The organism is Salinigranum marinum, assembly GCF_024228675.1.
Lineage (GTDB): Archaea > Halobacteriota > Halobacteria > Halobacteriales > Haloferacaceae > Salinigranum > Salinigranum marinum.
Window position 1 is genome coordinate 3967635 of record NZ_CP100461.1, and the last position, 10386, is coordinate 3978020.

Here is a 10386-nt window from a genome sequence, read left to right on the forward strand (position 1 = left end):
GATGAGTGGGATCATCGAACACCCGCTCGTCACCGAGAAGGCGATGAACGAGATGGACTTCGACAACAAGCTCCAGTTCATCGTTCACCTCGACGCGACCAAAGACGAAATCCAAGACGAGGTCGAGTCTCGATACGATGTCGTCATCGAGAAGGTGAACACGCAGGTGACGCCGAAGGGCACGAAGAAGGCGACCGTCCGTCTCTCCGACGACGACGACGCCCAAGAGATCGCCTCCAGAATCGGGGTGTTCTAGATGGGACGAAGAATTCAGGGACAGAAACGCGGGCACGGCTCCTCGACGTACCGAGCGCCGTCGCACCGCTACAAGGCCGAACTGTCGCACAAGAAGAACGAGGACCGGGACACGGTCTCGGGCACGGTCGTCGACATCGAGCACGACCCGGCGCGGAGCGCGCCGATCGCCGCAATCGAGTTCGACGACGGTGACCAGCGGCTAGTGCTCGCCCCAGAGGGGATCACCGTGGGCGACACCATCCAGGTCGGAGTGAGCGCGGAGATCAAACCGGGGAACACGCTCCCGCTGGCGGAGATCCCCGAGGGGGTCCCCGTCTGTAACGTCGAGTCCTCCCCCGGTGACGGCGGGAAGTTCGCCCGCGCGTCGGGCACCTCCGCCCAGTTGCTGAGCCACGACCGCCGCGTCGCGGTCGTGAAGCTCCCCTCCGGGGAAGTCAAGCGCCTCAGCCCCGACTGCCGGGCGACGATCGGCGTCGTCGCCGGCGGCGGGCGAACGGAGAAGCCGTTCGTCAAAGCCGGCAACAAGTACCACAAGATGCGCTCGCGCGGGACGAAGTATCCGCGCGTCCGCGGTGTCGCGATGAACGCCGTCGACCACCCGTTCGGTGGCGGTGGCCGGCAACACCCCGGAAAGCCGAAGTCCGTCTCGCGGAACGCGCCGCCGGGCCGCAAAGTGGGCGACATCGCCTCGAAACGAACGGGACGCGGCGGCAAGGCAGGGAACAAATAATGAGTTCAGAATACCGCACCGGCCGTGAAGGTGAGTTCACCTACCGCGGCCACACGCTCGACGAGTTGCAGGAGATGGCGCTCGACGAAGTCGCGGAACTGCTCCCCGCTCGCCAGCGGCGAACCATCACCCGCGGGCTGACCGCCCAGCACGAGAAGCTGCTCGAGCGCGTCCGCGACGCGGACCCCGAGGAGACGGCGAACAACCCGATCCGAACGCACCTGCGGGACATGCCGATCGTGCCGGCGTTCGTCGGCAAGACGTTCGCGGTGTACAACGGTCAGGAGTTCCAGCGCGTCGAGATCCAGCCCGAGATGATCGGGCACTACCTCGGCGAGTTCCAGCTCACACGCACGTCCGTCGAACACGGTCAGGCGGGTATCGGTGCGACCCGCTCGTCGAAGTTCGTGCCACTCAAATAACCCATGGGAATCAACTACAGCGTCGAGGCCGACCCGGAGACCACCGCCAGAGGGATGCTCCGCGACCGGCCCATCAGCCTCAAGCACAGCAAAGCCATCTCCCGGGCGATCAAGGGGAAGACGGTCGCCGAGGCCGAGACGTACCTCGAAGCGGTCGTCAACGAGGAGCGTTCGGTCCCGTTCAAACAGCACAACACCGGTGTCGGACACCGCTCCGACATCGACGGCTGGGACGCGGGCCGCTACCCCGAGAAGGCCTCGAAGGACTTCCTGAAGCTCATCGAGAACGTTCGCAACAACGCGAACGAACAGGGCTTCGAGGGCTCTGAGATGACGATCAAGCACGTCGCCGCGCACAAGACCGGCGAGCGCCCGGGCAGAAAGCCGCGGGCGTTCGGCCGCGCCGACCCGTGGAACACGACGCTCTGTGACGTCGAACTCATCATCGAACAGCAGGAGGAGGCCCAGTAATGGCTGACGAACACCAGTTCATCGAGAACGGACTCCAGCGCTCGCAGATCGACGAGTTCTTCGCGGACGAACTCGGTCGCGCCGGCTACGGCGGGATGGAGGTCGCGAAGACGCCGATGGGCACCCAGATCGTCCTCAAGGCCGAAAAGCCCGGGATGGTCATCGGGAAGGGCGGGAAGAACATCCGCAAGGTGACCCGCGAACTCGAAGAGCGGTTCAACCTCGACGACCCCCAGATCGACGTCCAGGAGGTCGACGAACCCGACCTGAACGCCCGCATCGTCGCCGACCGCCTCGCCAACGCGCTCGAACGCGGCTGGTACTTCCGGAAGGCCGGCCACACGACGATCGACCGCATCATGGACGCCGGCGCGCTGGGTGCCGAGATCGTCCTGAGCGGGAAGGTCACGGGCGCTCGCTCGCGCGTCGAGAAGTTCAACCGGGGCTACATCAAGCACAACGGCGAGCCCGCCGAGGAGATCGTCGACGAGGGCCAGGGCGTCGCCGTCATGAAGCTCGGCACGATCGGCGTCACGGTGAAGATCATCCCGCCGGGAGCCGAGTTGCCCGACGACTTCTCCATCGAGGAGGACGTCGAGGTCGAAGCCGTCGAGCAGATCGCCGAGACCGAGGGTGAGGGCGTCGAGGAGCTCCTCGAGGCCGAACCCGAGGAGGTCCCCGACTTCTCCGAGGAGGACGTCGAGGTCCCGACCGACGAGCCCGACGAGGTGCTCGACGAGGAGGTCGTCGAGGTCGAAGAGGAGGTCGTCGAGGAGGTCGCGGCGGACGACGACGACGAGACCGAGGACGCCGACGCCGACACCGCCGACGAGGACGCCGAGGAACTCGACGAGGAAGTCGAGGCCGAGGCGGCCGACCTCGTCGCCGAGATGGAGGCGGCGGACGACGAAGACGCCGACGAAGGCGAGGAGGACGCGTAGATGGCGATCCTCTACACCGCCGAGATCCGCGACATGACGCCCGCCGAGCGACAGGCCGAACTCGAGGAGCTCGAGACCGAGCTGCTCAACGCGAAGGCCGTGCAGGCGGCGGGTGGCGCGCCGGACAACCCCGGCCGCGTGAGCGAACTGAAGAAGACCATCGCCCGGATCAAGACGATCCAGCGCGAAGAAGGCGACCTGGAGTAAGATCGCAACGCAATGCCGCTCACACCCGAGACCCTGACCCGACACGAACTCAACGGCCTCCACACGGAGGTCGTCGAGAGCGCGAACCCCGACCTGGTCGGGATCGCCGGCCGCGTCGTCGTCGAGACGATGCACACGCTCCAGATCGACGATGGCTCTCGGGTGCGGCAGGTCCCCAAGGAGGGGACGACGTTCGAGTTCCGCCTTCCGACCGCGACCGAGACGGACGCCCCGACCGGGGGCGCCTCTCACCCCGACCGCCCCGGCGACGCCCCTACCGTCGTCCCGGACGGTCGGTCGTGCACAGATGAAGCCGCCGGAGCCGCGAAGGCTTCGGGGACCGCGTCCAAACCGGTTTCGGGACCCGAGAAACCCGCCACCGACGCCGATTCTTCCGGCGCGGCGGCGGAACGGGCCGAGGCTGGCGAGGGCGTGGCCTACGTTACGGTGGATGGCACACGACTGCTCTCACGACCCGCGCTCCGCACGGAGAACGCAGGTGAATCAACATGGCGTTAGGACTTAACGTACCAGAACCGGAGGAGGCCTGCTCCGACCAGTACTGTCCGTTCCACGGATCGCTTTCCGTGCGCGGGCAGACGCTGGAGGGCACCGTCGCCTCCACAGACATGGACAAGACCGTCGTCGTCGAGCGCGAGTACGACGTTCGAGTCCCCAAGTACGATCGGTACATGAAGCGCCGGAGTCGGATTCCGGCCCATGCACCGCCGTGCCTGGGACTCGAGGTCGGCGACACGGTCCGTATCGCAGAGACACGACCACTCTCGAAGACGAAATCACACGTGGTGGTCGAACGCGTCGGAGGTGGCGACTGATGGAGGCACTGAAGGCCGACGTCACTCGTGGTCTCAACCGCGGCGCGCTCGTCACGTGTGCGGACAACACCGGGGCCCGTGAGCTGAAAGTGATCAGCGTCCACGGCTACTCCGGCACGAAGAACCGACAACCCTCGGCGGGCATCGGTGACAAGGTGACCGTTTCGGTCACCAAAGGCACCCCCGAGATGCGCCGCCAGGTGCTCGAGGCCGTCATCGTCCGACAGCGAAAGTCGATCCGACGGCCCGACGGCACGCGCGTGAAGTTCGAGGACAACGCGGCCGTGATCATCGACGAGATGGAAGAGCCGCGCGGGACCGAGATCAAAGGTCCCATCGCGCGTGAAGTCGCCGAGCGCTTCGGCAGCATCGCCTCGACAGCGACGATGATCGTCTAATCAGAGAACAGCAATGACCAAACAACCACGCAAACAGCGAACCCGGACGCGCGACGCGCCGCTCCACGAGCGGCACAAGCAGGTCCGCGCCACGCTCTCCGACGACCTCCGCGAGGAGTACGGTCGGCGTAACGCCCGCGTCAACGCGGGCGACACCGTCGAGATACTCCGCGGGGACTTCGCCGGGGAGGACGGCGAGGTCATCGAAGTCGACCTCAAAGCGGGCGTCGTCCACGTCGAGGACGTGACCGTCGAGAAGGCCGACGGCGAGGAAGTGCCGCGGCCGCTCGACGCGTCGAACGTCCGCATCACGGAACTCGAGTTCCACGACGACGACGACCGTCGCGAGGCGCGTCTGCGCGCCGAGGAGGCTACCGAATGACACGACATCAGAAACGACTCTCGGTCCCGAACTCCTGGCCGGTCGAACGGAAGGAGGCGACGTGGACGGTCAAGGCCGGTGCCGGCCCGCACGGTGAGGCCGGCGTGCCGCTCTTGATCCTGCTCCGGGACGTGCTCGGCTACGTCGACTCGAAGAAGGAAGCGCGCTACGCGCTGAATCAAGACAGCGTGCTGGTGAACGGCCAGGCGGTGTCGGACGAGTCCCGTCCCATCGGGATGTTCGACATCCTCGCGTTCACCCAGCGCGACGAGTACTACCGGGTGTTCCCCGACGAGGGGGGCCGCCTGGCGCTCACGCCGATCGCCGCCGACGCGGCCGACAGCCGCCTCGGTAAGGTCGTCCGCAAGCAGCAGGTGAAAGGTGGGGCCTTCCAGCTCACGCTTCACGACGGCACCAACGTCCGCATCGCCGACGACGCGTCGGCGTACTCGACGAACGACTCGATCGTCGTCGACAACGAGACGAAGGAGATCGTCGCACACTTCCCCTACGAGGAGGGGGCGCTCGTGACGGCCGTCGACGGCCAGCACGCCGGCGAGATCGGCGACGTCGCCGAGATCACCGTCACGCCCGGCAGCGGCTCGAACACGGTTCGGGTCGTCCGCGACGACGACTCCGAGTTCGAGACGATCGAGGGGTACGTCGTCGTCATCGACGAGAACTTCACCGGCTCCGAGGAGGGTGACGACTGATGTCGTCGGACTCCGACGCGAGCTTCCACGAGATGCGCCGCCCCTCGGTCGAGAAGGTCGTCGTCCACATGGGCGTCGGCACGGGCGGTCGCGAACTCGCGGACGCCGAGGACATCCTCGCGGAGGTCGCGGGCCAACAGCCCGTCCGGACGCAGTCGAAACGCGCCAGCCAGGACTTCGGTGTCCGCCGGGGCGAACCCGTCGGCGCGAAGGTGACCCTCCGCGGCGAGGCCGCCAGCGAGTTCCTCGCGACGGCCCTGCCGCTGACGGACCTTTCGACCACGCAGTTCGACGAGTACGGGAACTTCAGCTTCGGCGTCGCCGAACACACGGAGTTCCCGAGCCAGGAGTACGACCCGAACATCGGGATCTACGGGCTGGACGTGACGGTCAACCTCGTCCGCCCGGGCTACCGCGTGCGCAAGCGCGACAAGGCGGCCAGTTCGATCCCGTCGCGCCACATGCTCACTCCCGAGGACGCGATCGCGTTCGTCGAGAGCGAGTTCGGCGTCGACGTCGCGGAGGTAGACGAATGAGCGAAAGCGAGACAGAGACGGGCGAGCACGCCTCGCGGCGCACGGGCATCGAGCGCGAGTGTCGTCGGTGCGAGCGGAAGCAGGGGCTGGTGGGGAAGTACGACATCTTCCTCTGCCGGCAGTGTTTCCGCGAGGTCGCCCGCGAGATCGGATTCAAGAAGTATCGATAATCATGGCGGACAACGATCCACTCAGCAACGCGCTGTCGGGCGTGAACAACGCCGAGAGCGTGGGCCATCTGAGCCACACGGTACAGCCCGCCTCGAACGTCATCGGCTCCGTCCTCGAGGTCTTCTACGACCGCGGGTACATCGACGGCTTCGAGTTCGTCGACGACGGCAAGTCCGGTAACTTCGAGGTCGAACTGAAAGGCGCGATCAACAAGTGTGGCGCCGTCAAGCCCCGGTACACCACCGGAGCCGACGAGTACGAGAAGTGGGAGAAGCGGTACCTCCCTGCCCGCGACTACGGCACGCTCATCGTCTCGACGAGCCACGGCGTCATGAGCCACTACGCGGCCCGTGAGGAGGGCCTCGGTGGCCAGGTGATCGCCTACGTCTACTGACAATGACAACACGAACAGCACTCGACATCCCGGACGACGTCACCGCCGAGATGGACCACCTCACGCTCACGGTCGAGGGCCCCAACGGAAGCGTCTCGCGACGCCTCTGGTACCCCGACGTCACGGTGAGCGTCTCCGACGAGGTCGTCATCGAATCCGACGCCGACGACGCCAAGACCGCCGCAACCGTGGGCACCTTCGAGAGCCACGTGCGGAACATGTTCCACGGCGTCACCGAGGGGTGGGAGTACAAGATGGAAGTCTTCTACGCCCACTTCCCGATGCAGGTCTCGGTCGACGGCGACCACGTGGTCATCAAGAACTTCCTCGGCGAGAAGGCACCGCGGCGCGCGAAGATCCGCGGCGACACGGAGGTACAGGTCGACGGCGAGGAGGTCGTCCTCTCCGGCCCGAACAAAGAACACGTCGGCCAGACGGCGGCCGACATCGAACAGCTGACCCGTGTGAAGGACAAGGACACGCGCGTGTTCCAGGACGGCGTCTACATCACGGAGAAACCGCAGAAGGCAGGAGGTGCCTAGATGTCCGCAGACGAACCTGAAGCCGAAGACGAGATCACGGAGCTAGAGGACATCAGCGGGGTCGGCCCGTCGAAGGCGGAGGCGCTGCGCGAGGCCGGCTACGACTCGGTCGAGGACGTCAAGGCGGCGAGCCAGGCGGAACTGGCCGAAGTCGACGGCGTCGGCAACGCGCTGGCCGCCCGGATCAAGGCCGACGTCGGTGGCCTCGAAGTCACCGAGGAGACCGAAGCCGAGGTCGAAGACGAGACCGAAGCCGAGGTCGAGGAGGCGGCCGAGGACGTGCCGACGAAGCGCGTCCCCCGCGGCCACGCCGACAAGACGCCCGAGTTGGACGACGAGACCGCGCGGTCGCTGACGCAGAAACACCGCGAGGGCAAGCCGCAGTTCAACCGGCAGGACTACCACATGAAAAAGCGGACGCCGGAGTCGTGGCGCAAGCCCCGCGGCAACCTCTCGAAGCAACGCCGCGGCATCAAGGGCAAGGGCCCGATGGTCGAGGCGGGCTACCGCACGCCGAAGGCGGCCCGCGGACTGCACCCCTCGGGCTTCGAGGAGGTCCACGTCCACACTCCGGGCGACCTGGAGGGCGTCGACGGCGACACCCAGGCCGTCCGCATCGCCTCGTCGGTCGGCGCTCGCAAGCGCGAGCGCATCGAAGACGAGTGTGAGGACCGCGAGATCCGCGTCCTCAACCCGACCTACATCGAGGTCGAAGCCGAGGAGGAAGACGAATGACCGATCTGAAGGCCCAGCGACGCATGGCCGCCGACGTCCTCGACGTCGGTGCCGACCGCGTCTGGATGGACCCCGAGGAGCAGGCCGAGATCGCCGACGCCATCACGCGCGAGGACGTCCGTGACCTGGTCGACCAGGGCACGATCCGCGTCAAGGACGCGAAGGGCAACTCGAAAGGTCGGGCGCGCCAGCGCCAGGCCAAGCGCGACTACGGCCACCGCAAGGGTGCCGGCTCCCGGAAGGGGAAAGCCGGCGCGCGGCAGAACACGAAACGGGCATGGATCAGCCGGATCCGCGCACAGCGCCGTCGACTCCGCGAACTGCGCGACGACGGCCCGCTCTCGCCGACGGAGTACCGCACGCTCTACAACAAGGCGAGCGGCGGCGAGTTCGACAGCGTGGACCGACTCGAAACGTACATCGAGACACATTACGGATACGAGGTACAATAATGGCGACAGGACCACGGTACAAGGTACCGATGCGGCGTCGCCGCGAGTCCCGGACGGACTACCATCAGCGGTTGCGCCTGTTGAAATCAGGCAAGCCACGGCTCGTTGCTCGCGTGAGCAACCAGCACGTCAGGGCGCAGCTGGTCACTCCGGGACCGCAGGGCGACGAGACGCACGTGAGCGCCTCGAGCGAGGACCTCGCCGACTACGGCTGGGAGGCTCCGACGGGGAACCTCCCGAGCGCCTATCTGACGGGCTACCTCGTGGGCCTTCGGGCCCGCGAGGCCGGCCTCGACGAAGCGGTGCTCGACATCGGCCTGAACACGGCGACTCCTGGCAACAAGGTGTTCGCGGTACAGGAAGGCGCAATCGACGCCGGGCTCGACATCCCCCACAACGAGAGCGTGCTCGCGGACTGGTCACGTAACCGCGGCGAACACATCGCCGCGTACGCCGAGCAGCGCGACGAGCCGCTCTACGCCGGGGAGTTCGACGCCACGGAACTGCCGGAGCACTTCGACGACGTGCTCGGCCGACTGCAGGAGGACGACGCATGAGCAGAAGCAACAACGGATGGGAGCCGCGGACGCGGCTCGGCCGGATGGTACAGAGCGGTGACATCACCTCGATGGACCAGGCGCTCGAATCGGGGCTCCCGCTGAAGGAGCCGGAGATCGTCGACCAGCTCCTCCCGGGACTGGACGACGACGTCCTCGACATCAACATGGTCCAGCGGATGACCGACTCCGGCCGCCGGGTGAAGTTCCGGTGTGTCTGTGCGGTCGGCAACCGCGACGGCTACCTCGGCTACGCCGAGGGCCGCGACGACCAGGTCGGCGGTGCGATCCAGAAGGCCATCGAGGTCGCGAAGCTGAACATCATCAAGGTCGACCGCGGCTCGGGCTCGTGGGAGGACCGAGCCGGCGGGACGCACTCGCTCACCCGGAAGGCCGAGGGCAAAGCCGGCTCCGTCACCGTCGAGATCATCCCTGCCCCGCGCGGGCTGGGCCTCGCGGCGTCGGAGACGACCCGGAGCATCCTCGAACTCGCCGGCGTGCAGGACGCGTGGACGAAGTCCCACGGCAACACCCGAACGACCGTCAACCTGGCGAAGGCGACGTACAACGCGCTGCGGAACGCCTCGCAGTCGCGGACGCCGCGCCGGGCCCGACGGGTCCAGACCGAAGGGGAGGTGTCGGAGTGATGCAGGCGATCGTCCAGCTCCGCGGCGAGGTGGACATGAGCCAGGGCGTCCGCGACACCCTGAAGATGCTCAACCTCCACGGCGTCAACCACTGCGCGTTCGTCCCCGAAGAGGACACCTACCGCGGGATGATCACCAAGGTGAACGACTGGGTCGCTCACGGCGAGCCCTCGGTCGACGTCGTCGAGACGCTGCTGCGAAAGCGCGTCGAACCCATCGAGGGATCGGCCGACGTCGACGAGGCGTGGCTGGCCGAGCACACGGCGTACGACGACTTCGCGTCGCTGGCGGCGGCGCTGGTCGACGAGGAGACCACCCTGCGCGAGCAGGGGCTGACGCCCGTGCTCCGCCTGCACCCGCCGCGCAAGGGTCACAAGGGCCTGAAGCACTCGGCGGCCGAAGGCGGTCAGCTCGGCAAGCACACGACCGAGCAGATCGACGGCCTCCTGGAGGCGATGCGATGACGTCGAAGAAACGGCGACAGCGCGGCTCCCGCACGCACGGCGGCGGCACCCACAAGAACCGGCGCGGCGCCGGCCACCGTGGCGGCCGCGGTCGCGCGGGCCGGGACAAACACGAGTTCCACAACTACGAGCCTCTCGGCAAGCACGGCTTCAAACGGCCCGAGGCGACGCAGGACACCGTCGCCGAAGTGCGCGTCCAGAAGCTCGACGAGGACGCGGCGCTGCTCGCCGCGGATGGCGTCGCCGAGACCGAGGGCGACGCCTACCACATCGACGCGCGTGACGTCGCCGAAGACGGGTACGACGTCGACGTGGTGAAGGTCCTCGGCGGCGGCCAGGTCCGCAACGAACTCCACATCGTCGCCGACGCTTTCACCAGTGGTGCGGTCGGCCTCATCGAGGAGGCCGGCGGCTCCACGGCGCTCACCGAGCGTGCGGAGGCGGCTGCCGAGGCCGAGGCCGAGGCGGAAGCGGAGGCCGACGAGGAAACCGAAAACGTTTCAGACGACGAGGCGAACGGAGAGTAACTC

At 67.1% G+C, this 10386-nt stretch carries 21 protein-coding genes; all 21 read left to right on the top strand.

The window, feature by feature from the left end; genetic code table 11:
* Position 1: 1 nt before the first annotated feature.
* The 21 genes from NKJ07_RS19915 to NKJ07_RS20015 are packed head-to-tail and all read left to right on the top strand — an operon-like array spanning position 2 to position 10383.
* On the top strand, positions 2–256 hold the full coding sequence (locus tag NKJ07_RS19915) for a 50S ribosomal protein L23 (protein ID WP_318568521.1): 255 nt from the start codon (positions 2–4) through the stop codon (positions 254–256).
* Complete coding sequence (locus NKJ07_RS19920) at positions 257–988, top strand: 50S ribosomal protein L2 (protein WP_318568522.1); 732 nt, start codon at positions 257–259, stop codon at positions 986–988.
* Positions 988–1410 (top strand): 30S ribosomal protein S19, encoded by a 423-nt coding sequence (locus NKJ07_RS19925; protein ID WP_318568523.1) that lies wholly within the window; start codon positions 988–990, stop codon positions 1408–1410. Before NKJ07_RS19920 ends, NKJ07_RS19925 begins: the two co-directional genes overlap by 1 nt.
* Positions 1411–1413: 3 nt before the next feature.
* Complete coding sequence (locus tag NKJ07_RS19930; protein WP_318568524.1) at positions 1414–1881, top strand: 50S ribosomal protein L22; 468 nt, start codon at positions 1414–1416, stop codon at positions 1879–1881.
* Entirely contained in the window at positions 1881–2822 is a 942-nt protein-coding gene (locus NKJ07_RS19935) for a 30S ribosomal protein S3 (RefSeq protein WP_318568525.1), read from the top strand. The genes NKJ07_RS19930 and NKJ07_RS19935 overlap by 1 nt, the downstream gene beginning before the upstream one ends.
* Positions 2823–3029, top strand: a complete 207-nt coding sequence (gene rpmC / locus NKJ07_RS19940) for a 50S ribosomal protein L29 (RefSeq protein ID WP_318568526.1) — start codon at positions 2823–2825, stop codon at positions 3027–3029.
* A gap of 12 nt (positions 3030–3041) precedes the next feature.
* Positions 3042–3548, top strand: a complete 507-nt coding sequence (locus NKJ07_RS19945) for a ribonuclease P protein component 1 (RefSeq protein WP_318568527.1) — start codon at positions 3042–3044, stop codon at positions 3546–3548.
* Positions 3539–3865, top strand: coding sequence for a 30S ribosomal protein S17 (locus NKJ07_RS19950; protein ID WP_318568528.1), 327 nt, complete (start codon positions 3539–3541; stop codon positions 3863–3865). Before NKJ07_RS19945 ends, NKJ07_RS19950 begins: the two co-directional genes overlap by 10 nt.
* On the top strand, positions 3865–4263 hold the full coding sequence (locus tag NKJ07_RS19955) for a 50S ribosomal protein L14 (RefSeq protein ID WP_318568529.1): 399 nt from the start codon (positions 3865–3867) through the stop codon (positions 4261–4263). The genes NKJ07_RS19950 and NKJ07_RS19955 overlap by 1 nt, the downstream gene beginning before the upstream one ends.
* 13 nt (positions 4264–4276) lie before the next feature.
* Positions 4277–4645 (top strand): 50S ribosomal protein L24, encoded by a 369-nt coding sequence (gene rplX / locus NKJ07_RS19960; protein WP_318568530.1) that lies wholly within the window; start codon positions 4277–4279, stop codon positions 4643–4645.
* Positions 4642–5358 carry a 30S ribosomal protein S4e gene (locus NKJ07_RS19965; RefSeq protein WP_318568531.1) on the top strand — a complete coding sequence of 239 codons (717 nt, stop codon included), beginning with the start codon at positions 4642–4644 and terminating at the stop codon, positions 5356–5358. Before rplX ends, NKJ07_RS19965 begins: the two co-directional genes overlap by 4 nt.
* Complete coding sequence (locus NKJ07_RS19970) at positions 5358–5894, top strand: 50S ribosomal protein L5 (protein ID WP_318568532.1); 537 nt, start codon at positions 5358–5360, stop codon at positions 5892–5894. Before NKJ07_RS19965 ends, NKJ07_RS19970 begins: the two co-directional genes overlap by 1 nt.
* Positions 5891–6064, top strand: a complete 174-nt coding sequence (locus NKJ07_RS19975) for a 30S ribosomal protein S14 (protein WP_318568533.1) — start codon at positions 5891–5893, stop codon at positions 6062–6064. Before NKJ07_RS19970 ends, NKJ07_RS19975 begins: the two co-directional genes overlap by 4 nt.
* A 2-nt stretch (positions 6065–6066) precedes the next feature.
* Entirely contained in the window at positions 6067–6459 is a 393-nt protein-coding gene (locus NKJ07_RS19980) for a 30S ribosomal protein S8 (protein ID WP_318568534.1), read from the top strand.
* A 2-nt stretch (positions 6460–6461) separates the two neighbouring features.
* Complete coding sequence (locus NKJ07_RS19985; RefSeq protein WP_318568535.1) at positions 6462–7001, top strand: 50S ribosomal protein L6; 540 nt, start codon at positions 6462–6464, stop codon at positions 6999–7001.
* Positions 7002–7736, top strand: a complete 735-nt coding sequence (locus NKJ07_RS19990; RefSeq protein WP_318568536.1) for a 50S ribosomal protein L32e — start codon at positions 7002–7004, stop codon at positions 7734–7736. It abuts the gene before it with no gap.
* On the top strand, positions 7733–8188 hold the full coding sequence (locus NKJ07_RS19995; RefSeq protein ID WP_318568537.1) for a 50S ribosomal protein L19e: 456 nt from the start codon (positions 7733–7735) through the stop codon (positions 8186–8188). The genes NKJ07_RS19990 and NKJ07_RS19995 overlap by 4 nt, the downstream gene beginning before the upstream one ends.
* The gene (locus NKJ07_RS20000; protein WP_318568538.1) at positions 8188–8745 is read left to right on the top strand and encodes a 50S ribosomal protein L18; all 558 of its coding nucleotides are present in this window, start codon (positions 8188–8190) and stop codon (positions 8743–8745) included. Before NKJ07_RS19995 ends, NKJ07_RS20000 begins: the two co-directional genes overlap by 1 nt.
* Positions 8742–9392: a 30S ribosomal protein S5 gene (locus tag NKJ07_RS20005; RefSeq protein ID WP_318568539.1), complete on the top strand. Its 651-nt coding sequence runs from the start codon at positions 8742–8744 to the stop codon at positions 9390–9392. Before NKJ07_RS20000 ends, NKJ07_RS20005 begins: the two co-directional genes overlap by 4 nt.
* Positions 9392–9856, top strand: a complete 465-nt coding sequence (rpmD, locus tag NKJ07_RS20010; RefSeq protein ID WP_318568540.1) for a 50S ribosomal protein L30 — start codon at positions 9392–9394, stop codon at positions 9854–9856. Before NKJ07_RS20005 ends, rpmD begins: the two co-directional genes overlap by 1 nt.
* Positions 9853–10383 carry an uL15m family ribosomal protein gene (locus NKJ07_RS20015; protein ID WP_318568541.1) on the top strand — a complete coding sequence of 177 codons (531 nt, stop codon included), beginning with the start codon at positions 9853–9855 and terminating at the stop codon, positions 10381–10383. The genes rpmD and NKJ07_RS20015 overlap by 4 nt, the downstream gene beginning before the upstream one ends.
* Positions 10384–10386 lie beyond the last annotated feature (3 nt).

What these genes read in the sequence shown, in the direction of transcription:
- NKJ07_RS19975 (WP_318568533.1), top strand. Translation starts at nt 5,891, where the DNA reads ATGAGCGAAAGCGAGACAGAGACGGGCGAGCACGCCTCGCGGCGCACG.
- rpmC (WP_318568526.1), top strand. Translation starts at nt 2,823, where the DNA reads ATGGCGATCCTCTACACCGCCGAGATCCGCGACATGACGCCCGCCGAG.
- NKJ07_RS19920 (WP_318568522.1), top strand. Translation starts at nt 257, where the DNA reads ATGGGACGAAGAATTCAGGGACAGAAACGCGGGCACGGCTCCTCGACG.
- rplX (WP_318568530.1), top strand. Translation starts at nt 4,277, where the DNA reads ATGACCAAACAACCACGCAAACAGCGAACCCGGACGCGCGACGCGCCG.
- NKJ07_RS20005 (WP_318568539.1), top strand. Translation starts at nt 8,742, where the DNA reads ATGAGCAGAAGCAACAACGGATGGGAGCCGCGGACGCGGCTCGGCCGG.
- NKJ07_RS19935 (WP_318568525.1), top strand. Translation starts at nt 1,881, where the DNA reads ATGGCTGACGAACACCAGTTCATCGAGAACGGACTCCAGCGCTCGCAG.
- NKJ07_RS19955 (WP_318568529.1), top strand. Translation starts at nt 3,865, where the DNA reads ATGGAGGCACTGAAGGCCGACGTCACTCGTGGTCTCAACCGCGGCGCG.
- NKJ07_RS19965 (WP_318568531.1), top strand. Translation starts at nt 4,642, where the DNA reads ATGACACGACATCAGAAACGACTCTCGGTCCCGAACTCCTGGCCGGTC.
- NKJ07_RS19985 (WP_318568535.1), top strand. Translation starts at nt 6,462, where the DNA reads ATGACAACACGAACAGCACTCGACATCCCGGACGACGTCACCGCCGAG.
- NKJ07_RS20015 (WP_318568541.1), top strand. Translation starts at nt 9,853, where the DNA reads ATGACGTCGAAGAAACGGCGACAGCGCGGCTCCCGCACGCACGGCGGC.
- NKJ07_RS19995 (WP_318568537.1), top strand. Translation starts at nt 7,733, where the DNA reads ATGACCGATCTGAAGGCCCAGCGACGCATGGCCGCCGACGTCCTCGAC.
- NKJ07_RS19925 (WP_318568523.1), top strand. Translation starts at nt 988, where the DNA reads ATGAGTTCAGAATACCGCACCGGCCGTGAAGGTGAGTTCACCTACCGC.
- NKJ07_RS19970 (WP_318568532.1), top strand. Translation starts at nt 5,358, where the DNA reads ATGTCGTCGGACTCCGACGCGAGCTTCCACGAGATGCGCCGCCCCTCG.
- NKJ07_RS19950 (WP_318568528.1), top strand. Translation starts at nt 3,539, where the DNA reads ATGGCGTTAGGACTTAACGTACCAGAACCGGAGGAGGCCTGCTCCGAC.
- NKJ07_RS19930 (WP_318568524.1), top strand. Translation starts at nt 1,414, where the DNA reads ATGGGAATCAACTACAGCGTCGAGGCCGACCCGGAGACCACCGCCAGA.
- rpmD (WP_318568540.1), top strand. Translation starts at nt 9,392, where the DNA reads ATGCAGGCGATCGTCCAGCTCCGCGGCGAGGTGGACATGAGCCAGGGC.
- NKJ07_RS19990 (WP_318568536.1), top strand. Translation starts at nt 7,002, where the DNA reads ATGTCCGCAGACGAACCTGAAGCCGAAGACGAGATCACGGAGCTAGAG.
- NKJ07_RS20000 (WP_318568538.1), top strand. Translation starts at nt 8,188, where the DNA reads ATGGCGACAGGACCACGGTACAAGGTACCGATGCGGCGTCGCCGCGAG.
- NKJ07_RS19915 (WP_318568521.1), top strand. Translation starts at nt 2, where the DNA reads ATGAGTGGGATCATCGAACACCCGCTCGTCACCGAGAAGGCGATGAAC.
- NKJ07_RS19945 (WP_318568527.1), top strand. Translation starts at nt 3,042, where the DNA reads ATGCCGCTCACACCCGAGACCCTGACCCGACACGAACTCAACGGCCTC.
- NKJ07_RS19980 (WP_318568534.1), top strand. Translation starts at nt 6,067, where the DNA reads ATGGCGGACAACGATCCACTCAGCAACGCGCTGTCGGGCGTGAACAAC.